The following is a 20,822-nucleotide window of genomic DNA, read 5'->3' as shown; positions in this document are numbered from 1 at the left end:
CCATCAGCCAACGTGCCTCACCTTTCCAGTCTCGGTGATGGGATACCCCTGCTCACGGGGAGCCTGCCCATCACCCAGCTCGCTCATTCTGGCCCGCTTTTCCCTCATCCAGCGTGCTCGGTAACACAGAGGAGGCACTGGCGGACTTCGTCGCGTTCGCGACGCGCTGGGGTGACGGACTCGTACTGCTCGACATCCTCACGCCCCAGGTTCTGGATGAAGACCAGCAGATCTTCCGCCGGGTCCTCAACGCCAAACTCGATGAGGTTGAGCAACTGAGGCAGCAGATGACGATCTGCCGCCTCTTTCCTGGGTGGTTCCCCCTCGTGGGACCGACAGCGGTGATGCTCGCCTTCCTTTCTCTCGCATGCGGCAGGAAGGCGTTGGTTCGCGATTATCTCGCCTTCTACAATATCGATCACACCACGGCCGGTCCGCGTTGGGATGCGCTGGTGCGGAGCCTCAAGCGCAAGGCGAGAGGGTAGCGCGGCAACTCGCCCACTCATAGCGCTTCCCGATTGCGTTGAGCCCATTTCATATTTCAACACTGCGGGGGCTTTGGGAATCATCCCGATTGCGTTGAGCCTGCGCGCCTGATTTCTGAAGTGGCTGGAGGTGGACATGCCCCGGCCCTATTCCACTGACTTGCGCGAGCGTGTGCTTGCGGCCTGCGACCGCGGGTGCACGATCGAAGAAGTGGCTGAGCAGTTCGGTCTTGCGGTAGCCACCGTCAAGCGCTGGCGCCGCCTTCAGCACCGGACAGGCTCCGCAGGTCCAGTGCCGCACGGCGGTGGTCGTCCCCCTCGGGTTGTGGACAAGGGCCTGACAGTGGTGTCCCAGATCGTGCAGGAGCATGCTGACCTGACGGTCGCGGAGATTGCGGCGGAGTACAGGACGCGCACAGGGATCGCCGTGAGTCGCTCTTCCATGGGGCGCACGCTTCAGCGGTTGGCGCTGACGCGAAAAAAAAGTCCCTGACCGCCACCGAACAGAAGGCACGGAGGGTCCAACTCCTACGCGCGCTCTTCCTGCTGCTGGTGCACCTCATCGACCCTCACCGGCTCATCTTCCTCGACGAGTCGGGCAGTCACATCGGTATGACCCGGGAGTATGCTCGTGCGCCGCAGGGAGAGCGAGCACCTGCCAGCGTCCCACGCAATCGAGGCTGTGCCCTCACGCTGTTGGGCGCCCTGGACTGCCGAGGGCTGAGAGCTCTGATGACCATCGAAGGTGCCACCACGACGGAGGTCTTCGACGCCTTCTTGGAGCACTGCCTGGTGCCCGAATTGAAGGAAGGGGACGTCGTCGTGCTGGACAACTTGGGCGCACACAAGTCGGCGTCCGTCCTACGACGCGTCAGGGCGGCAGGTGCCTTTGTTCTCTTCTTGCCCCCGTATTCTCCGGAACTCAATCCGATAGAGCTATGTTGGAGCAAGTTCAAGAACCTGCTCAAGCATGCCGGTGCATGTACTCGCGAGGAACTCGAACACGCGGTCGCAGAAGCAATGAAATCAATAACCCCGGAGGATGCGGCGGGTTGGTTCCATCATTGCGGATACAGGCTCAACCCAAATGAGCACGACTGAGACAATCAGTCACTTCAAGCCACAAACGCAGGCTCAACGCAATCGGGAAGCGCTATCAGAGGAACAAGCTGGCGGGGCCGGGACCCAGGCGCTACAACGCGCGCGATGACATCCCTCCACGTCGCCATCGTCGGCGCGGGGCCGGCCGGCTCCTCCGCGGCCACGTTCCTCGCCCAGCAGGGTGCCCGGGTGACGCTGCTCGAGCGCAACCGCTTCCCCCGCGACAAGATCTGCGGAGATGGGTGCACGCCCCGCACCCTCTGGATGCTCGAGCGCCTGGGCCTCGGCGAGCTGCCCACCAGCACCGACGCCGCCCCCGTGGACTCCGTCTATGCCCTCTCCCCCGGCGGCGTCGTCCTCGAGGAGACCATCCCCTCGCGCCTCTTCGGCGGCAAGGCCAGCGTCATCGCCCGCCAGGTGCTCGATGAGCGGCTCGTCCGGCGCGCCGTCCAGGCCGGCGCCGAGCTGCGCGAGGGCGTGCTCGTGGACGGAATCGAACGGGACGAGCGCGGCGTCCTCCTGCGCTGCCGGGACGGCGAGCCGCTGCGCGCGGACCTGGTGCTCGGGTGCGATGGCTCCCCGTCCGTGGTGCGGCGCGCGCTCGGGGCTCCCGACTTCCCCCGCGACGAGGGCGCCTTCGCGGTCCGCGCCTACTACGAGAACGTCCGCCTCTCCCACCCGCGCAGCTTCGCCTTCTTCTGGGAGAAGGAGCTGCTGCCCGCCTACGGGTGGATCTTCCCGCTGCCGGACGGCCGGGCCAACGTGGGCCTGGGCATGCGGGCGGACCAGCTCGACGCCTCCGAGGTGAAGCTGCCCGCGCTGCTGGAGAAGTTCTGCGCGCTCCCCCGCGTGGCCGCGGAGCTGGCCGGCGCCCGGCGCGTGGGCAAGGTGAAGGGCCACCACCTGCCCTACGGCTCCTTCTCCCGGCACACCGGGTTCGACCGGGCACTGCTGCTGGGAGACGCGGCAGGCTTCGTCAACCCGCTCACCGGCGAGGGCATCGAGTTCGCCCTGGAGTCGGGCGCCTTCGCCGCCGAGGCGGTGGCCGAGGCCGCCGCGGCGGGAGACTTCTCCGCGCGGGGACTGAGCGGCTACGCGCGGCGCTGGGAGACGCGCTTCCGCACCGCCTTCCACCTCAACCGCCGGTTGATGTGGGCCTTCGAGCGGCCCTGGCTGCTGGACCGCGTCTTCCGCACGGCCAACCGCAGCACGTCCGTGCGCGCCGAGCTCAGTGACATCCTGGCCGGCGAGGCCACGCACATCTCCTGGCGCTTCGTGGCGGAAGTGGCACGCGGGGGCTGAGTAGCACACACCTCTGACACATGGATGACGTCTCGGAATGACGCACCGCGAAGGGGGTCGCGCCCCCTTGCACGCCCTTGGCACGTGGGCACATTCTTGCGGCGGACGGCCAACAGGGAGGTGGGCATGCTTTCCATCCACGAGCACGCAACGCTGGAAGAGGCGAGCACCGAGTTGCTCGAGTTCGCCCTCGAGCCGTCCAACTGGATGACGCTTCCACCCGCCGAGCAGGCAGCCGCCACCGTCCCGCAGGACGTGCGCTACCAGCGGCGCGTGGGCTCGCTGCGCATCTACACGGTGCTGGAGGTCGCGCCCTCGCTCGAGGTCTTCCTGCGCGTGGCCTTCCGCGCGCCGGGCCTCACGCCCGTGAAGGCGGCGGACCACCTGGAGGCCTTCCTCAAGCAGCGTCTGCCGCTGACGCCCAACAGCGAGTGGCAGGTGGAGGTGGACGAGCGCCGGTGGATCCACTTCGTGCGCCGCTACTCGGCCCCGCGCCTCCAGGCCTGATCGCCGGTACCACTCCCGCCCGGGTGGACGTCCCTATCTTGACGCCATGGCGGGGAGCGACACATCCACCAGCCCCGAGGCCCCCCTCCGGCTGTGTGACTTCATCCGGAGACACCGCGCCCGGGTGCTCGAGTCGTGGGCGGGACAAGCCGGTCTGCTGCCGGGCATCCAGGGCCTCTCCCGGCCGCAGCTCCTGGACCACCTGCCGGACCTGCTCGACCGCATCGCCAACGTGGTGGAAACGGTCCACACGGGCGAGCACCGCACCCTCGAGGAGTTCCCCGAGATGCATGCGCTCGAGCGGCTGGATGCCGGGTTGGACCTGGAGCAGGTAGCGAGCGAGTACGCCCTGCTGCGCGCGTGCATCCTGAAGCTCTACAGCGAGCACGTGGGCGAGCGGAACGCCGGGGTGGTGGTGCGGGAGATGTTGTACTTCAACCAGACGTGCGACACGGCCGTCGTCACCGCCGTGGCGCGTTATGCGCGGGCCCGCGAGCGGACGCTGGTGGCGTTGGATCGTCTCTCCGAGGCGGCGCTGGGCACGGAGGACCTGGACACGTTCCTGCCCCGGCTGCTGCGGGTCATCCTGGAGAGCACCGAGTCGGTGGACGCGCTCGCGCTGCTGCTGCGCGACGGGGACACGCTGCGGGTGGGCGCCTCGGTGGGGCTGGGCGAGGAGGAGTCCACGGGCTTCAGCCTGAAGGTGGGCGAGGGCTTCGCCGGAACCATCGCCGCCGAGCGGCGCCCGAAGGAGCTGCGCTCGGCCTCGACCCGCGGCATCCAGGCCCTCTACGGCGTGCCCCTGCTGGATGGAGAGCGGGTCATCGGCGTGGCGCACATGGGCAGCCGCACCACCCACGAGTTCTCCAACGAGGACAAGCTGCTCTTCCGGGTGATGGTGGGCCGGGCCGCCAGCCTCATCGTCCAGGCGCAGCTGGTGGCGCGCGAGCGGGAGGCGCTGGCGCGCGTGCGGGCGCAGGAGGAGCGCGCCGTGCGCCTCCAGGCGGTGACGGCCGCCCTGTCCCAGGCACTCACCACGACGGACGTGGCGCGCGTGGTGGTGGACAAGGCGGTGCGGGCGCTGGGGGCCATGGGTGGCTCCATCGGCCTGCTCTCGGAGGACGGCCAGTGGTTCGAGATGCTGGAGGCCCAGGGCCACCGCGACGAGGTGGTGCGGGACTGGACGCGATTCCCGGCGGACGCACCGGTGATGTTCCGCCAGGTGGTGTCCACGCGTGCGCCCGTCCTCTACGAAACGGTGGAGCACTTCCTGGCGGACTACCCGCAGTGGGAGGTGCTCGCGCGCGAGGAGGGCCATGGCGCCTTCGCCACCCTGCCGCTGTTGGCCGATGGCCAGGTGCTCGGGGCCATGGGCCTGACGTTCCGCGAGCGGCGCACCTTCTCCGCGGAGGAGGTGGCCTTCATGCGCGTGCTGGCGGGACAGTGCGCCCAGGCCCTGGAGCGCAGCCGCCTCTACGATGCCGAGCAGCGTGCGCGGGCCGAGGCCCATCTCCACCTGACCCGGCTCAACCTCATCATGGACACGGCGCCGGTGGGGCTCGCCTTCCTGGACACGGAGCTGCGCTATGTGCGCATCAACGAGCGCCTGGCGGAGATGAATGGGCGCTCCGTGGCGGACCACCTCGGACGCACCGTGCGCGAGGTCCTGCCCGGGCTCGCCTCCACCCTGGAGGCGCTCTTCCACCGCGTGCTGGAGACGGGACAGCCCGTGGTGGACCTGGAGGTGACGGGAGAGACGCCCGCCCACCCGGGCGTCCAGCGCCACTGGCTGGTGAGCTACTACCGGGTGCAGGACGTGAAGGGCCCCCCGCTGGGCCTGGGCGGCGTGGTGGTGGAGATCACCGACCGCAAGCGGGCCGAGGAGGAGCTGCGCCGCACGGCGGAGTTCCGCGAGCTGTTCCTGGGCATCGTCTCCCATGATCTGCGCAACCCGCTCAACGCCATCCGCCTGTCCGCCAGCACGCTGCTGCACTCCGAGGGGGTGGAGAAACATCAACTGAAGGCCGTGCGCCGCATCACCACCAGCGCGGAGCGGATGGGGCGGATGATCTCGGATCTGCTCGACTTCACGCGGGGGAGGCTGGGCGGAGGCATCCCCATCCACCCCCGGCCCGCCAACCTCCGTCACATCTGCCAGAACGTGGTGGAGGAGCTGGAGGCCGGCCACCCCGAGCGCAAGCTGAAGCTGACCGCGGTGGGCCGCTTCCAGGGGGCGTGGGACCCGGACCGGCTCGCGCAGGCGTTCGGCAACCTGGGCAAGAACGCGCTCGAGTACAGCCCCGAGGGCTCCCTGGTGGACTTCGTGCTCCGGGACGAGGGGGACACCGTGCGCCTGGAGGTGCACAACGAGGGCCCGCCCATTCCGGTGGAGGGGCTCTCGTCCGTGTTCGAGCCCTTCCAGCGAGCCGTGGAGCACACCGGCTCCTCGGGGCTGGGCCTGGGCCTCTTCATCGTCCAGCAGATCATCACCGCGCATGGCGGCACCGTGGAGGTGCGCTCCACCGAGGCCGAGGGCACCACCTTCACCGTGCGGCTTCCCCGCCACGCCGTGGAGAAGAGCCAGGGCACTCCGGCGAAGTAGACGGCCCCGTGGGCGCTCAGTTCAGCGCCCCACCGGGCACGTGCTTCTGTCCCCCCACCACCTGGCCGTCCTTCACCTCGATGACCCAGTAGCCCTCTCGGCCCGCCTGTGTGGAGGAGCCCGCGCTGAAGATGTGCGGGCGCTCGGCGGTGGACGGGTGGTGGTAGCGCTTGTGGATGTGGCCGTGGAGCACCGCGAAGCGGGGGCCCGGAATCAGCCGGAAGAGCGCCTCCGCGTCCCGCAGCCCGTGGAAGTAGCTGTCCGCCCGGCCATGGTGGGTGAGCGGAGCGTGGTGCACCGCCACCAGCACGGCGCGGCCGTCGAGCCGCGGATCCTTCACCAGCGCCGCGAGCCCCTCCAGTTGCGCCGGGCCGATGTGGCCATGGGCGATGCCCGGCAGGGAGGGCACCCGCGCCGACAGCAGGCCCACCACCGCGGCCTCCTGGCCCACCAGCCGCACGAAGGGGAAGGCTCCCTCGCGGCGGTACTCGGGCAGGTCACTCTCCAGCAGGTGGCCGAAGTACCGCGCGAAGCGGCCCTTGCGGTGACTGCCCGGGGTGAAGACGTCGTGGTTGCCGGGGATGACGGTGCAGCGGCCCGGATCCTCGGCCAGCGTGCCGAGCGACTCGCGCGCCAGCTGGAACTCGGGCTCCAGCGCATACGCGGTGACGTCCCCGGAGAGGATGAAGTGGTCCACCCCCTGTTGCTCCGCGTCGCTGGCGATGGCGGCGAGCGTCTCGGGAGCCCGCGCGTAGGCCTTCTTGCGCCCCCCCACGGACAGCTCGGCCAGGGCGGCCCACCGCCTCCAGCCGAGCCTCAAGAAGGGCAGGGAGAAGTAGTCGGCGGTGATGTGGACATCGGAACAATGGAGGAAGCGCATCCCGGTCCCCAGTTAACCTTCCGTGGCGTCCATGGCCACGGAAAGCTGCGCATGTCCGGTGCGGGGGCCAAGGAGGAAGCAGCCAGCCCTCCCCGGGCGCGTTAGTCTGCCAGGGACTTCCATGAGCTTCCGCGGACGCTTCGCCCCCAGCCCCACCGGCCGCATCCACCTCGGCAATGCCCGCAGCGCGCTGCTCGGCTGGCTCCAGGCCCGCGCGGCCGGTGGCCAGTTCCTGCTGCGCATCGAGGACCTCGACCGCGCGCGCTGCAAGCCGCAGTTCCTCGACGACCTGTACCGGGACCTGGAGTGGCTGGGCCTGGATTGGGACGAGACGCCCCTGGTGCAGAGCCAGCGCGATGACGTGTACCGGGAGGCCCTGGAGAAGCTGGAGCGCGCGGGCCGCGTCTACCCGTGCTTCTGCACGCGCGCGGAGATCGCCCGCGCCGCGAGCGCCCCCCATGGCCTGAGCGACGAGGGGCCGCGCTACCCGGGCACGTGCGCCGCCCTGACCCCCGAGGCCGTGGCCGAGCGGGCCCGGACGCGTGTGCCGGCCCTGCGCTTCCGGGCGGCCCCCGGCGAGTGGTGCTTCGAGGACGGGCTGCATGGCCGCACCTGCCAGGACGTGGCCACGCTGGTGGGCGACTTCGTGGTGCGCCGCAACGACGGGGTGGCCAGCTACCAGCTCGCCGTGGTGGTGGACGACGCGGCCAGCCACATCACCGGCGTGCTCCGGGGGGATGACCTGCTGACGTCCACCCCGAGGCAGCTTCAAATCCACGAGGCACTGGGCCTGACGCCTCCGCGCTTCTGGCACGTGCCCCTGGTGCTCGGCGAGGACGGCAAGCGGCTGGCCAAGCGGGAGGGCGCCTTCGCGGTGGCCGAGCTGCGCGAGCGGGGCATCTCCGTGGAGCGGGTGCTCGGGCTGCTCGCGGCGTGGAGCGGGCTGGGGGACGGCACGCCGGTGACGCTGCGGGAGCTGGTGCGGCGCTTCCGGCCCGAGCTGCTCCCCCGCTCCCCCGTCGTGGCCCGGGAGGCGCTGTTGAAGGAGGCACTGGGGCTCGGGGGTTGAAGGTGCACATGCGGGGCAGAGCCGTCTTCCTCTGGGTGGTCATCCCCTTCGTGGCCCTGAGCGTGCTGGCGCTCTGGCTCACGCGGGACACGTCCGCGCCCACCAGGGCCGTGGCCGTGGACGTCCCCGCCTCGCCTCCGCCCGGGCCGCCCTCCCCTGCCCCCGCTCCCGAGGTGCCCGTGGAGCGGACGCCTCCCGTGGCCCCACCGCCCCCCACGCCCCCCCCGGAAGAGGAGCCGAGGCTCGAGCTCCCGCCGGGCACGTGGAGCGAGGAGGAGGTCCGCGTGGCGCTCCGGTCCGTGCAGCCGCTGGTGCGCTCGTGCCTCGAGGACGCCTCGGTGCGCCACCCGGGTCCACAAACAGTGAGGCTGCGCTTCACCCTGGAGGCGCGGGGGGAGCGCGGCCACTTCCAGGACAGCGAGGTGGTGGAGAGCACCGTGCTGGACCCCTTCGTGCTCGCCTGCCTGGTCGATGCTTTCGCCGACGCACAATTTTCCGCTCCACCTGGGAAAGCGCCGCTGACGCTGACACATCCGTTCCACTTCCGGCCCGGAAAGCGCGGAGCCCCTTGAAAACCCTGGCGGGACGTATGGTGTAGTAGGACGGTCCGTCTCCCCCATGCCCATCACGGTCCAACAACTCGCCCCTTCGGACGCCGATGCGCTGCGGGCGCTGCTCGCCAAGGATCCGGCGCAGAACCTCTACCTGTTGGGGTTGCTGCAGGAGTTCGGCATCGCACCGGCGGACGGGCGCAGCAGCTTCTCGTACTGGGGACGCTTCGATGGGAAGACGCTCACGGCGGCGCTCTTCGTGGGAGGCGGGGGCGGACTGGTGGTGCCCTCGGCGAGCGACAGCGCGTCCACGGGAGTGATCGCGGACGCGCTGGCCGAGCGCGTGAGGCTGAAGGCCTCGGTGGGCGAGAAGCCGGCGGTGGACGCGCTGGTGCGCAGCCTGTGTCCGGGCAAGCCGCGGCTGTCGAAGAACTACCGGCTCTTCGCGGTGTCGGCGGATGACATGGGGCCGTTCACCAACCCGCTGCTGCGGCTGGCGCGCGAGGAGGATGTGCCGCGCCTGCTGCCGTTGGCGCTCGGGGCGGTGCAGGAGATCTACGGCCGGGACGCGCTGGCGGAGGATCCCCACTTCGAGGCGCGGGTGGCGCAGCGCGTGAGGGCCCGGCGCACCTACGTGCTGGAAGAGAACGGGGAGATGGTGTTCAAGGTGGACATCGGCAGCCGCTCGCAGTTCGGGGCGGAGCTGGAGAACCTGTACACGGTGCCCTCGCAGCGGGGGAAGGGCCACGCCACGCTGTGCCTGGGGCAGATCTCCCGCTTCCTGCTGTCGTCGTTGCCGAGGCTCACCCTCCGGGTGGAGGAGAAGGACGAGTCGCTGGCGCGGATCGCTCGCAAGGTGGGCTACCTGGCCGGCCGCACCCAGCGCCTGGTGCTGGCGGAGTAGTGCCGGTCCCGAGGGGTGTGATGAAGCAGGACGACCTCTTCGCGCGCATCCGGAGCATCTGCGAACGCCCCCGGATGTTCGCCCCCCACTTCTCGCTCGAACACCTGTTGCTGTTCATTCACGGTTATGAGGCGGCCCTGCGGGACACGCAACAGCCGGGCCAGCATGAACGCTTCGAGGCCTGGCTGTACGCGCAGCACCCGGAATGGCGGGCCTCGTCGATGTGGTGGGGGAAGCACCTGCTCGAAGCGTGCGGAGGCGACCTGGAGCGCACGCTCACGGAGATCATCGGACTCGTGGATCGCTTCGTGGCGTCACAGGCTGCTCACGGTCTGTGACGTGATGCTCGCTCCAGGCTCCGTCACCAACCGCTTCATGTATTCATCCACTGGAAGCCCGGCCGGGCCGGTGAACGCATCGTAGAGCCGATCCTTCACCCGCACGACGACATGCATCCATCGCTCACTGACTTGAATGGTGCTGCCCGGTTTGCCCGCGCGCATTTCGAATCCCAGGAACCGGGAGCCCTGAGCAGTGAACCGGACGAAGGAGGGCTCCGCACCGAGGCGTTTGAAGCCTTCGAAGATGGCCTTCGCCACCTCGATGCAGGGGCCCGCCCGTTGATTGCCCGTGCTGAATGCGTTTTGGAGCGCTCGCAGCCACAGGGGTGCCTGGCGTCCCATCTCCAGTTCCCACAGGGCGATGGCACCTGCGATGTCCCCTCGTGCGAGTGCCGCCAGGACCCGGACCCGAAGCGTGTCCGGCATCTGGAGCACGAGCTGGGAGAGCTGCGCGGGAACCCCAGCGGCCTGCGCCAGGACCAATTGCTGGGTGAGAACCGCAGGAGCCAGCACCCTGGGCGAAGCCTCAGCGGACATCGCGCCCATGGCGAGCACGACCATCAACCAGCGAAAGCGCATATCGAGGTGACCTCCCCGGGAATCATCCTCCACACCATGGCTCGCCCGGAAGGCGGGAAGCCAGGCTCACAAACCCGGCGCCCCATGACGGCAGCAGTAGCGTCCGCGAGCGGGGCGGTTACACTCCGCGCCCTCGCCGGAGTGCACCATGTCCCGTCCCACCCCTGAGCGCCGTCCCCTGTCCGGAGAGGGCCCCGTCATCCTCCGAGTCGCCTCGGATCCCCGCTGGCTGCCGCTGGCACTCGAGCGCTTCGACGAGGTGCTCGTGGACCATGCCCACTGCGAGAAGAAGGCGGCGGCCAACGCCCTCTCGCTGCTGCAGGTGTACCCGGACCTGCCCGGCCTGCCGGCGCAGATGGCACGGCTGGCGCGCGAGGAGAGCGCCCACCTGGCCCGCGTGCTGGACCTGATGGCGGCCCGGGGTCTGACGCTGGGGCGCGACGCCGGTGACCCGTACGCCCAGGGGCTGCAGAAGTTCGTCCGCACCTCCGCGGACGGGCGCCGGGTGGACCGGCTGCTGGTGGCCGCCGTCATCGAGGCCCGCTCGTGCGAGCGTCTCTCCCTGCTGGCCGAGGGACTCGAGGACCCCATGCTGCGCCGCTTCTACGGTGAGCTGGCGCAGTCCGAGGATGGGCACCAGTCCCTCTTCTTCCGGCTGGCCGTCACCGCGGCGGCGGGCGACGAGGCCACGGTGCGCACGCGGCTGGACGAGCTGCTCGTCCTGGAGGCCGAGGTGCTCGAGCGCATCGGCCTGCGCGCCGCCATCCACTGAAGCAAGAGGCCGCCCCGGTGTACTTGGGACGGCCTTGAGAAGCGTCCGTGGGACGGCGGGCTACTGGATCTCCGTGGCGCTCGCGGAGTTCTGCGGCTGACGCGTCGTGCGCAACACGAAGTCATTCGCGTTGTTGTCGCTGTCGTACCCGTTGCCACGAGTGGCGTCGCTGCCCCCCACGGCCATGGTCGCCGCGGTCGAGGTGGAGACCGCCTTGCGCTCGTAGCTGCCACTGGTGGCCAGGGTGCCCGTGATGGCGCTGCCCTCGGGGGCGTTCGCCGAGCCGTAACCCACCGTGTCCACAACCGTCACGCCATCCGCCTGGACGAGGCGCACATGGCCGCCAGCCTGGGCCATCGCCTGGGTATAGAACCCATTGGAGAGGGTGGAACCGGAGTAGGTGCCGCCGGACAACTCCAGCAGGTAATAGCCGCGGGCGGAGAGCTTCGCGCCGATCGAGAAGGTGTAGCTCGTCGCGTACGAACCACTGGTCGCCGCCTTGTACTGGAGCGTCCAGTTGGACAGGGACACGTCCGCGTTGGTCGGGTTGTGGAGCTCGATGAACTCGTCACCGTTCCCATTCGGCCCCGTATGAGCCAGCTCGCTGATGACCACGTGATTGGTCAAGACGGGAGGCGGCGGCGTGGCGACCGTCACGGTGCCGTAGGTGCCAGCCGGAGGCGTCACGGCCCCGCTCTGGTCGCAGTACGTATAGGGCGAATAGGTGCCCGTGGCCGGATCCAGGAGCCGGTAGCGGAAGCCGTACTTGTACGTGCCCGCCGTGGGAATGCTCAGGGTCCCCTGCACCTCATCGTTGTTGCTGGACGTGCTGGAGTAGCCGGCATTGGGGCTCGCCGCCGTCCACGTCCAGCCCGCCGGGTTGCTGGCATCCGTGCCGTAGCCCAGCTCGGCGGAGACATGCGGGTAGCCATCGTTGCCCTTCGTGTTCCGGTCGGTGACGCCGGGCTCTTGGAACTGGCTGAAGATCGTCCACGAGGAACCGGGAGTCACGGTGGCCGGGTAGACACCATCCCCGGACGGGAACGTCTTCGGGTACTGGATGGCGCAATAGTCCACGGGAGCCGCGGGCGCGATGCCGCACGAGGAGTTGGCGGCGTTGGGCGTACCGTAGTCGCCGCCCGAGAGCAGCGCCGTCAGCTCGGAGTCACACCAGTACCAGGGTTGCGCGCTGGCCGGGGTGCCCACCACGAGCGACGAGAGATTCATCGCGCGGCCCGTCGTCTGCGGGAAGCTCAGGGTGTACGTGAAGTCCTCCACCGAGGTGGCGCCGCTGACGAGCTGGATCCGTCCCTCCTTGTCCAGGTCGATGCCGGAGCCATAGGCGAAGTCCGCGGAGACGCCACCATTGGTGGCCGTGTCCTGGTTCTGCGCCAGGACGAAGGTGCCCTTGCGGTCGATGACGGCCGGCACGCTCCCGGAGCCCACCGTGAAGGAGCCCAGGGTGGTGCCGCCACCGTTCTTGAAGGTGACCGCGAGCCCGTTGAGGTTGAGCAGGGAGGAGGTGGTGTTGGTCAGCTCGACGTACTCCGTAGTGCCGACCGAGGCGGAGTGCATCACCTCGGAGACGCGGAGCGCGCTGGCGCCCGGCTTCGCCGCCGTGTCACAGGCGCTCTTGAAGCAGACGGCGTCGGTGCCCGGGCAGGCGGTGGTCGTCTGCGAGTCCTGGCACGTGGGGGTGTTGTCCACGTCCACGCAGGTCGACGAGTAGGTGATGCGTGAGACCCCATCCGGAGCACAGGTGGGCGAGGCCGCCGTGCAGGTGTACCCGGCGCACGGGTCCACGCGGGTCGTCACGCTCAGCACGGAGAGCACGCTCGCGTTGCCCACGTCGTCCTTCACCCTCAGCGCGAACTGGTACGAGGTGTTGGGGCTCAACCCGGTGATGACGCCCGACATCCCGGAGCCCGAGCCCAGCGGGCTCACCACCACCCCCGTGGTGGAGGCGGAGCCGAACGTCGAGTCGTCGATGGTGCTCGTCGCGTAACGCAGCTCGTAGCTGGAGGCGGAGCCGGCCATGGCGTCATCGCCCACGAGGTTCCACTGCAGCTCCACCCGGACGCTCGTCTTGCTCACCTCGGCGAGCACCGGAGCGCTCGGCGCGACGTCGTCCACGATGGAGAAGGCCGCACTGGAGACGGGAGCATACGAGCCACCCGAGGCCTCGAGCTGGAAGCCCGAGCCCTGCTGGTCCACGGAGAGGGAGCCGAAGGTGACGATGCCTCCCGAGGGGCTGGCCGGCACCATGCCACCGAGCACGGCCGCGGGATTGCCGCCGGTCAGGCGCAGGGAGATCTCCGGCTCCGAGACGTCGACGACGTTGCCGAACCCGTCCGTGACGACCACGCTCACGGTGCCCAGGGACTCACGTACCCGGGTGGAGCTGCCAGGCGGGTCGCGGAAGGCGAGCTTCTCGGCCGGGCCGGCGTCGACCCGGATGGAGGTCTCCGCCGCCAGGGAGGCGCTGGCCACGTCCTTCACGGTGAGCGTCTGGGCATCCACCCGGGCCGTCTTCAGCGTCACGGAGAAGGACCTGTGGCCGGAATCCCCGGGGACGAACGCGGTATCGCCGGGGAGGGCCGCCTTCGCGTCGCTCGATGCGAAGTGGACCGTGCCCGTGTAGCCGGTGGCCACGTTTCCGAAGCCGTCCATCGCCGTCACGTCGACGGTGAGCGCGGTGCCCGCGACAACAGGCCCCGAGGGCGTCACTGCCATGACGAGCTGCATCGCGGAGGCGGGGGTGACGTCCACCGTGTCGGAGCCGCTCTTGCCCAGGGCCGCGTCCGTCACGGTGAACGTGGTGGAGACGGCCTTCTTCGGCGTGAAGGAGAAGAAGGCGCTGCCCTTGTCCGCCGGGGCGAAGGTGTAGTCCGCCGGCAGCTCGGCGCCCGTCGGAGCCGAGGAGAAGCCCACCGTCCCGAGGTAGTCCTCCACGGTGTTGTCGTAGGCATCGAGCGCGGTGACCTTCACGGTGACCGGGTCGCCCGCCTTCGCGGAGGCCGGAGCGTCCATCAGGAAGCGCGCCAGCTCGGCCCACGTCACCTGGACACTGGCCGTGGCGGTGAGCGACGGGGTGGCCTTGTCCTCGACCGTCACGGAGTGAGCGAGCGCGCGCGCCGTGAACAGCTTGACGGGGAACTCCTTCGTGCCCAGGTCGGCGGGCGTGAAGGTGTACTCCGGCGGCAGCTCGGCCCTGCTGTCCGAGGAGGTGAAACGCACCGTGCCGGTGTAACCGGTCTTGGGCCTGCCGAAGCCGTCGAACACCTCGACCTTCAGCATGAACGAGTCGCCCGCCTTCACCGGGCCCGGCGGCCCCGTGAGCACCAGCGTGTCCGGAGGAGGCGGAGTCACCTCCACCTCCAGCGTGTTGCCCGGCAGCCCGTCGCTGGAGGACGCGGTGAGCGTCTGCTTGCCCGGGGTGCGCAGGATGACGCCAGGGAAGGTGTACTGCCCCTTGTCGGTGGCGGTGAAGGCGTGGCCCGCTGGCAGCGAGGCGCCGGCGTCACCCGAGGCGAGCGTCACCGTGCCGGAATAGCCCTCCGCGACATTGTCGAAGGAGTCCAGCACCTTCACCGTGGCGCTGTGCTCGGAGCCGGAGACGACGGGGCTCGAGCCGGACAGCACCAGGCGCGCGGCCGAGGCATGGGAGATGTTGAAGAAGTTGCTGGTGGCGGGGATGAGCGGGGTGCCCGAGGCGGTGCTCGCGGTGGCCTCCAGGGAGTAGTTCTCCCCCGCCTTGTCGATCCGCACGGCCCGGGTGCCGTCGAACGTGGCCACGCCTCCGCTGGCGTTGACGGTGAAGGGACCGAAGCCCGAGACGCCCTTCACGGTGAGCGTCACGGCGAGGCTCGAGCCGCTCACGATGCGCCCGGCCGCGTCCTGGATGGCCACCTGGACGGCGGGAGCCAACTGCGGCACGCCGGCCGTCCCGTTGCGAGGCTGCTCGAGGAAGACGAGCCGGGAGGCCTCGGGGTCCGGAGTGGAGGCCGAGCCCGTGACGCGCACGGAGTTGCCGGCGTTGTCCATCACCTTCAGGGCCACGTAGTAGGGGGTGCCGGGAAGGAGGCCCGAGAGCGTCGCCGACTCCAGCGCGGCGGCCGGCTTGGGCGAGCCCAGGACCACCGAAGAGGCCGAGGCGAAACCCGGGTCCGTGGAGTAGACGAGCTCGTGGCTGCTCGCCTGGCCGAGCAGACCGTCATCGCCGACGGCCTTCCAACCGACGGTGATGGAGTCGAGGCCGTTGACCGTGAAGGTGAGCTCCGGCGCGGAGGGCGCCAGGTTGTCGGTGATGGTGAAGGCATTGCTGGAAACGGGAGTCAGCCCGGAACCCGAGGCCGTCAGCACGTAGCCCGAGTCATCCTCGGCGATGGAGAGGCCGGAGAAGGAGGCCACACCGTCCACCGGGGTCACGGGGGCGCGGCCCACCAGCGTCCCGGTGGTCTTGTTGAGGCCGAGCGTCACCGATGGAGCGCGAGCGGCCACCCGGTTGCCGAAGGAGTCCGTCAGCGCCACCTGCACGCCGAACGTCTGGCGGACGAAGCGGTCCGTGGGCTGCCCGGTGAAGACGAGCTTCGCGGCGGCGCCGGGCACCACGCCCACCTCGCGGGTGGAGGCGAGGGCCGCGTTACCCGTGTCCCGCACCGTCAACCGCCGCGCGCCCGCCTGCTTCAGCACGAGCGCACCGGTGAAGACGTGGTGGCCCGCGTCGGCCGCGGTGAAGACGTAGTCCGCCGGCAGCGTGGCCGAGCCATCCGTGGAGGAGAAACGCACGGTGCCGGTGTAGCCCGTCACCCTGTTGCCGAAGACGTCCAGCACGGACACCTCGGGGCTGAGCGCGGCACCCGCCGTCACGGAGGCCGCCACCTGGGCCAGTTCCAGCGAGGCGGGCGCGGCGGGCGCCACGGCGAAGGAGGAGCTCGTCGTGCCCGTCAGTCCCGCGCCGCTCGCCACCAGGGTGTAGTTCGGCGCGGCCTTCTTCAGCACCAGCTCGGAGAAGCGCGCCACGCCATTCACCGCCGCCACCGACACGGTGCCCTCCAGGGCCGCGACCGCCGGGCCGGAGCCGAGCGCCAGCGTCACGGTGTTCGTGGCGCCCGTCATCGTCTCGCCATCCGCGTTCTGGATGGAGACCTCGACAACGCCGAGCACCGCGCCGGCCGTACCGCCCGAGGGCCCCTGGGTGAAGGCCAGCCGGGAGGCCGGCGGCACGACGAACTCGAGCGAGGGCCGGGACGTCAGCGTCACCGGGCCGCCCTCGGCCTCCACCGAGGCCGTCACCGTCTTGAGGCCGGCGACGGTGGAGGACACCCGGGCCACGGCCACGCCCTGTGCGTCCGTGGTGCCCTCGGGCTGCAGCACCGTGTTGCCCTCACCGGAGACCGCCACCTTCACGGTGCGGCCTTCCAGCGCCGTCCCGTCCTCCTTGCGCACCGTCACCGTGAGCTCGACGATGTCCTTGCCGTTGGCGCTGATCGCCAGGGTCTTGCTGGCCTCCACCGCCGAGCGGTCCGCATCCGGCATCTCGCGCATCGGTGGCGTCCCCGGGTCACAACCCGCGCCACATCCCACCGACAGACCGAGCAGCAACACGCTCCACGCGACCAGGCGCGTCATGACCCTCTCCCATCAAGAAATGCACCCGCCAGCACGGGGCACGGCGAGAACGAAGTGTCTTTTAGCAGACGCCTCGGCCTGCCCCCAATGTGGAGCGGGTGCGCCCAGGTGACGGGACCTGTGCGCTACGACCTGGGACGCATCTCCAAGACCCACCACCCCTCTCACCGTGGCGCCATGCGCTCGCTCACCGGCTCCCGGGCGCGAGCCGGCTCGGACCCGGCCTTGTGGAAGGGCCACACCAGGGGCACCACCGCCACCAGGAAGGCGAGCAGCAGCGCCGTCAGGGGCGTGCCCAGCCGGAAGAAGTCGGTGAAGCGGTAGTGGCCCGGGCCGTACACCAGCACGCAGCTCGGCTCGAGCGGCGTGATGAAGGAGCAGCTGGCCGCCAGCGTCACGCCAATGGCGAAGGGCCGCGGGTCCACGCCCAGCTTCGTGGCCGCGCCCACCGCCACCGGCAGAATCACCAGCGCGGCGGCCTGGTTGCTCATGGGCGCGGACAGGATGATGGTGAGCGCCATCATCAGGAGCAGCACCAGGCGCGGACCTCCGTACTCGCCGAGCCGCGCCGCGTGGGTGCCGAGGAACCTGCCCGCCCCGCTCTCCTCCATGGCCACGCCGAGCGCCAGCATGGAGCCGATGAGCAGCACCACGCGCCAGTCCACGCGGAAGGCCCGCCGCGCGTCCACGCACCCGGTGGCGATCATCGCCAGCATCCCCGCCAGCCCCGCCACCGACAGCGGCATCACCTTGAAGGTGCCCGCCGCGAGCGCCCCCAGGAAGAGCACCACCGCCAGCAGTGACTTGCCGTAGCGCGGCGGCTGGTACGCCACGTCCCCCAGGATGAGCAGGTTGACGCCGTCCGACAGCTCCTGGACCTTCTCCCGCGGGCCGCGCAGCAGCAGCACGTCACCGGCCGACAACGGCAGCGAGGACAGCGACTGCCCTCCGAAGAGCCGCCCCAGCATCTGCAGCTTCGTCAGCCGTTGGATGGCGGGCTTGCGGTGCAGCGCCAGCGCCACCAGGCCGTAGCGCTCCAGGAAGAGCGTCTCCTTCAGGCTGCGGCCGATGAGCGGGCTGCCCGTGGGCACCGTCGCCTCCACCAGCAGCGTGTCCTGGGGCCTCAAGTCCGTGTCCGACAACCGCATGTCCGGGCGGATCTCGATGCCCCTCAAGTCCTTCACCCGCAGGATGTCCTCGCGGTTGCCCTCGATGATGAGCCGCTCGTCCCCCACCAGCCGGTACGTGGGGACCGCCGGCTGCGACTGCCCCTCGCGCACCAGCCCGATGACGCGCAGCCCCAGGCCCTCGGTGATCTCCGCCAGCGCCTTGCCCGCGTAGCGCGAGTCCGGCGGCAGCTCCGCCTCGGTGAGGTAGTCGCGCAGGGACCAGTCGGCCACCGTGCCCTTGCCCACCCGCGCCGGCAGCAACACCGGCCCCAGCAGCACCACCACGAGGATGCCCAGCACCGCCACCGGAAACCCCACCGGCGACAGCTCCGCCACCCCGATGGGCTCCAGCCCGAAGCGCGGGAAGGCCGCGGACGCCACCAGGTTGGTGGACGTGCCGTACAGGAACACCATGCCCCCCAGCATGGAGGCGTACGCCAGCGGCAGCAGCACCTTGCTCTTGGGCACCTTGGCGCGCTGCGCCGCGCCAATGGCCACCGGCAGGAAGGCCGCCGTCGTCACCGTGTTGGACACGATGGAGGAGAACACCGCCACCACCACCATCATCGCCAGCACGAACGTCTGGTGCCCGAAGCGCGCGAAGAAAGCGAGCCGCTGCCCGACCAGGTGCACCACGCCCGTACTGGCCAGCCCCTCCGTCATCGCCAGCAGCGTGAAGATGAAGATGACCGTGTCGTTGCTGAATCCCTCGAAGGCCTGCTCGGGCGTCAGCACCCGGGTGACCGCCAGCAGACACACGATGACCAGCGAGCTGACCTCGATGGGTACGACATCAATGGAGAAGAGCACCAGGGCAACCAGCACGATGCCCAGCACGATGACGATGGTCATGGACGCCCCCAACGTGCGGACTCGTGTGCCCGGAGGTGAGACCCCTTCCGCTCCGAACGTCCGCTAGCCGAGAGCCTGTACTTCTCGAACGTCTTCTACTGAATAGTGGGGGTTCAATAAGTGAAATTGAAGGAACGTGGCAGCGCCGGGACGGTCTTCACCCGGGGCGGTTGTTGCTTTTACAGGGGCCTCCCGGGAAGGTTCGCCCACCAACTGAGGAGACAAGCGAATGGCTTCGACCCACAACGCGGCGCTCCAGGGCACTGCTCCCACGAAGAACGCGGAGCTGCTGGCCTGGGTAGCCAAGATGGCGCAGATGACCCAGCCGGACAGCATCGTCTGGTGTGACGGTTCCGAGGAGGAGAAGAAGCGCTTCACCGACATGGCGGTGAAGGAGGGCATCCTCATCCCGCTCAACCAGCAGAAGCGGCCGGGCTGCTACCTGCACCGCTCCAACCCCAACGACGTGGCGCGCGTGGAGCACCTCACGTTCATCTGCACCACCAACAAGGAGGACGCCGGCCCCACCAACAACTGGATGGAGCCCGAGGCGGCCTACACCAAGCTCACCCACCTGTTCACCGGCTGCATGAAGGGCCGCACCCTGTACGTGGTGCCCTACGTCATGGGCCCGCTGGGCAGCCCCTACGCCAAGATTGGCGTGGAGCTCACCGACAGCGTCTATGTCGCGCTCAACATGCGGATCATGACCCGCATGGGGAAGGCCGCGCTGGACATGCTCGGCGACTCCAACGACTTCAACCGCGGTCTGCACAGCACGGGAGATCTCAACCCGGACCGCCGCTACATCTGCCACTTCCCCCAGGACAACACCATCTGGAGCTTCGGCAGCGGATATGGCGGCAACGTGCTGCTGGGCAAGAAATGCCTCGCGCTGCGCATCGGCAGCTACCTCGGCGAGCACGAGGGCTGGCTGGCCGAGCACATGCTGATTCTGGGCGTCACCAGCCCCAAGGGTGAGACCACCTACGTGGCGGCGGCCTTCCCGTCCGCGTGCGGCAAGACGAACTTCGCCATGATGATCCCGCCCAAGGAGTACGAGGGCTGGAAGATCGAGACCGTGGGCGACGACATCGCCTGGATGCGCGTGGGTCCGGACGGGCGCCTGTGGGCCATCAACCCCGAGGCCGGCTACTTCGGCGTGGCCCCCGGCACCAACTACAAGAGCAACCCCAACGCCATGGCCTCCGTGGCCAGGGACACCATCTTCACCAACGTGGCCATGACGGCCGATGGTGACGTGTGGTGGGAGGGCATGGACGGCGAGGTCCCCGAGGAGCTCACCGACTGGCAGGGCCGCCCCTGGAAGAAGGGCAGCACCGAGAAGGCCGCGCACCCCAACAGCCGCTTCACCGCGCCCGCCTCCAACAACCCGGTCCTCAGCCCCAAGGCCAACGATCCCATGGGCGTGCCCATCTCCGCCCTCATCTTCGGCGGCCGCCGCTCCAACACCGTCCCGCTGGTGCTCCAGGCCTTCAACTGGACCCACGGCGTGTTCCTCGGCGCCACCATGGGCAGCGAGACCACCGCCGCCGCCACCGGCAAGGTGGGCGTGGTGCGGCGCGACCCCATGGCCATGCTGCCCTTCTGCGGCTACCACATGGGTGACTACCTCCAGCACTGGCTGGACATGCAGAAGAAGATCACCCACCCGCCGAAGATCTTCCAGGTCAACTGGTTCCGCCAGGACAAGAACGGCAAGTTCATCTGGCCGGGCTTCGGCGAGAACATGCGCGTGCTCGAGTGGATCGTGAACCGCGTCCACGGCCGCGTCCCCACCGAGGAGACGCTGCTGGGCTGGGTGCCGCGCTCCGACCAGGGCCTCAACCTCAAGGGCCTGGACCTGTCCCCGGAGGCCGTCAGCGAGGTCACCTCCATCAAGGAGGACGAGTGGAAGACCGAGCTCAAGAGCCAGGAGCCCTTCTTCGAGTCCCTGGGCCTCAAGGCCCCCGAGGCGCTCACGCTGCAGCGCAAGCTGCTCATCTCGCGCCTGGGCAGCTGAGCCACCGGCCCGTGGAGGGCCCGCCGTCTTCCGGGGCCGTCCCGCCACCAGGTG

General features: G+C 69.6%; 16 protein-coding genes. 12 read left to right on the top strand and 4 right to left on the bottom strand.

The features are described from left to right. Positions 1-113 precede the first annotated feature (113 nt). From AC16DP_RS47525 to AC16DP_RS47500, 6 genes are all read left to right on the top strand, one after another. Complete coding sequence (locus AC16DP_RS47525; RefSeq protein WP_329729076.1) at positions 114-485, top strand: hypothetical protein; 372 nt, start codon at positions 114-116, stop codon at positions 483-485. A 136-nt stretch (positions 486-621) separates the two neighbouring features. Further along, a complete protein-coding gene (locus tag AC16DP_RS47520) occupies positions 622-978 on the top strand; it encodes a helix-turn-helix domain-containing protein (RefSeq protein WP_414640718.1) in 357 nt (118 codons plus the stop codon). Beyond that, positions 975-1,586: an IS630 family transposase gene (locus tag AC16DP_RS47515; RefSeq protein WP_329729078.1), complete on the top strand. Its 612-nt coding sequence runs from the start codon at positions 975-977 to the stop codon at positions 1,584-1,586. Before AC16DP_RS47520 ends, AC16DP_RS47515 begins: the two co-directional genes overlap by 4 nt. Positions 1,587-1,691: 105 nt before the next feature. Beyond that, positions 1,692-2,888: an NAD(P)/FAD-dependent oxidoreductase gene (locus AC16DP_RS47510; RefSeq protein ID WP_329729075.1), complete on the top strand. Its 1,197-nt coding sequence runs from the start codon at positions 1,692-1,694 to the stop codon at positions 2,886-2,888. Positions 2,889-3,014: 126 nt separating this feature from the next. Beyond that, on the top strand, positions 3,015-3,395 hold the full coding sequence (locus AC16DP_RS47505) for a hypothetical protein (protein WP_329729074.1): 381 nt from the start codon (positions 3,015-3,017) through the stop codon (positions 3,393-3,395). Positions 3,396-3,441: 46 nt separating this feature from the next. Continuing rightward, the gene (locus AC16DP_RS47500) at positions 3,442-5,997 is read left to right on the top strand and encodes a GAF domain-containing sensor histidine kinase (RefSeq protein ID WP_329729073.1); all 2,556 of its coding nucleotides are present in this window, start codon (positions 3,442-3,444) and stop codon (positions 5,995-5,997) included. 16 nt (positions 5,998-6,013) lie between these two features. On the opposite strand, the gene AC16DP_RS47495 is transcribed toward AC16DP_RS47500, so the two are convergent. Continuing rightward, positions 6,014-6,877 carry a metallophosphoesterase family protein gene (locus AC16DP_RS47495; protein WP_329729072.1) on the bottom strand — a complete coding sequence of 288 codons (864 nt, stop codon included), beginning with the start codon at positions 6,875-6,877 and terminating at the stop codon, positions 6,014-6,016. Between the two features lie 121 nt (positions 6,878-6,998). Here AC16DP_RS47495 and gluQRS point away from each other — a divergent pair, with 121 nt between their 5' ends. Genes gluQRS through AC16DP_RS47475 form a run of 4 tightly spaced genes read left to right on the top strand, consistent with a single transcriptional unit; the run spans position 6,999 to position 9,739 of the window. After that, positions 6,999-7,946, top strand: a complete 948-nt coding sequence (gene gluQRS, locus AC16DP_RS47490) for a tRNA glutamyl-Q(34) synthetase GluQRS (protein WP_329729071.1) — start codon at positions 6,999-7,001, stop codon at positions 7,944-7,946. A gap of 8 nt (positions 7,947-7,954) precedes the next feature. After that, complete coding sequence (locus tag AC16DP_RS47485; protein ID WP_329729070.1) at positions 7,955-8,518, top strand: AgmX/PglI C-terminal domain-containing protein; 564 nt, start codon at positions 7,955-7,957, stop codon at positions 8,516-8,518. Positions 8,519-8,564: 46 nt separating this feature from the next. Continuing rightward, complete coding sequence (locus AC16DP_RS47480; protein WP_329729069.1) at positions 8,565-9,401, top strand: GNAT family N-acetyltransferase; 837 nt, start codon at positions 8,565-8,567, stop codon at positions 9,399-9,401. Positions 9,402-9,421: 20 nt separating this feature from the next. After that, positions 9,422-9,739 (top strand): hypothetical protein, encoded by a 318-nt coding sequence (locus AC16DP_RS47475; RefSeq protein WP_329729068.1) that lies wholly within the window; start codon positions 9,422-9,424, stop codon positions 9,737-9,739. Here AC16DP_RS47475 and AC16DP_RS47470 read toward each other — a convergent pair. Next, a complete protein-coding gene (locus AC16DP_RS47470; protein ID WP_329729067.1) occupies positions 9,716-10,321 on the bottom strand; it encodes a hypothetical protein in 606 nt (201 codons plus the stop codon). The two genes, AC16DP_RS47475 and AC16DP_RS47470, sit on opposite strands and share 24 nt — an antisense overlap. A gap of 148 nt (positions 10,322-10,469) precedes the next feature. Between AC16DP_RS47470 and AC16DP_RS47465 the strand changes: the two genes are divergently transcribed. Further along, positions 10,470-11,093, top strand: a complete 624-nt coding sequence (locus tag AC16DP_RS47465; RefSeq protein ID WP_329729066.1) for a MiaE family protein — start codon at positions 10,470-10,472, stop codon at positions 11,091-11,093. A 60-nt stretch (positions 11,094-11,153) separates the two neighbouring features. On the opposite strand, the gene AC16DP_RS47460 is transcribed toward AC16DP_RS47465, so the two are convergent. After that, on the bottom strand, positions 11,154-16,724 hold the full coding sequence (locus tag AC16DP_RS47460; protein WP_329729065.1) for a lamin tail domain-containing protein: 5,571 nt from the start codon (positions 16,722-16,724) through the stop codon (positions 11,154-11,156). Positions 16,725-16,888: 164 nt separating this feature from the next. Then, complete coding sequence (locus AC16DP_RS47455; RefSeq protein WP_329729064.1) at positions 16,889-18,745, bottom strand: SLC13 family permease; 1,857 nt, start codon at positions 18,743-18,745, stop codon at positions 16,889-16,891. 229 nt (positions 18,746-18,974) lie between these two features. On the opposite strand from AC16DP_RS47455, the gene AC16DP_RS47450 reads away from it, so the two are divergent. Continuing rightward, the gene (locus AC16DP_RS47450) at positions 18,975-20,768 is read left to right on the top strand and encodes a phosphoenolpyruvate carboxykinase (GTP) (protein ID WP_329729063.1); all 1,794 of its coding nucleotides are present in this window, start codon (positions 18,975-18,977) and stop codon (positions 20,766-20,768) included. Positions 20,769-20,822: the final 54 nt, after the last annotated feature.

The sequence above is a fragment of the Archangium sp. genome, from assembly GCF_057119385.1.
Note: the sequence above shows the minus strand (reverse complement) of the source record. Positions and strands in the feature narration are given on the sequence as shown.

What these genes read in the sequence shown, in the direction of transcription:
- AC16DP_RS47495 (WP_329729072.1), bottom strand. Translation starts at nt 6,877, where the DNA reads ATGCGCTTCCTCCATTGTTCCGATGTCCACATCACCGCCGACTACTTC.
- AC16DP_RS47510 (WP_329729075.1), top strand. Translation starts at nt 1,692, where the DNA reads ATGACATCCCTCCACGTCGCCATCGTCGGCGCGGGGCCGGCCGGCTCC.
- AC16DP_RS47450 (WP_329729063.1), top strand. Translation starts at nt 18,975, where the DNA reads ATGGCTTCGACCCACAACGCGGCGCTCCAGGGCACTGCTCCCACGAAG.
- AC16DP_RS47475 (WP_329729068.1), top strand. Translation starts at nt 9,422, where the DNA reads ATGAAGCAGGACGACCTCTTCGCGCGCATCCGGAGCATCTGCGAACGC.
- AC16DP_RS47480 (WP_329729069.1), top strand. Translation starts at nt 8,565, where the DNA reads ATGCCCATCACGGTCCAACAACTCGCCCCTTCGGACGCCGATGCGCTG.
- AC16DP_RS47500 (WP_329729073.1), top strand. Translation starts at nt 3,442, where the DNA reads ATGGCGGGGAGCGACACATCCACCAGCCCCGAGGCCCCCCTCCGGCTG.
- AC16DP_RS47505 (WP_329729074.1), top strand. Translation starts at nt 3,015, where the DNA reads ATGCTTTCCATCCACGAGCACGCAACGCTGGAAGAGGCGAGCACCGAG.
- AC16DP_RS47520 (WP_414640718.1), top strand. Translation starts at nt 622, where the DNA reads ATGCCCCGGCCCTATTCCACTGACTTGCGCGAGCGTGTGCTTGCGGCC.
- gluQRS (WP_329729071.1), top strand. Translation starts at nt 6,999, where the DNA reads ATGAGCTTCCGCGGACGCTTCGCCCCCAGCCCCACCGGCCGCATCCAC.
- AC16DP_RS47470 (WP_329729067.1), bottom strand. Translation starts at nt 10,321, where the DNA reads ATGCGCTTTCGCTGGTTGATGGTCGTGCTCGCCATGGGCGCGATGTCC.
- AC16DP_RS47455 (WP_329729064.1), bottom strand. Translation starts at nt 18,745, where the DNA reads ATGACCATCGTCATCGTGCTGGGCATCGTGCTGGTTGCCCTGGTGCTC.
- AC16DP_RS47460 (WP_329729065.1), bottom strand. Translation starts at nt 16,724, where the DNA reads ATGACGCGCCTGGTCGCGTGGAGCGTGTTGCTGCTCGGTCTGTCGGTG.
- AC16DP_RS47485 (WP_329729070.1), top strand. Translation starts at nt 7,955, where the DNA reads ATGCGGGGCAGAGCCGTCTTCCTCTGGGTGGTCATCCCCTTCGTGGCC.
- AC16DP_RS47465 (WP_329729066.1), top strand. Translation starts at nt 10,470, where the DNA reads ATGTCCCGTCCCACCCCTGAGCGCCGTCCCCTGTCCGGAGAGGGCCCC.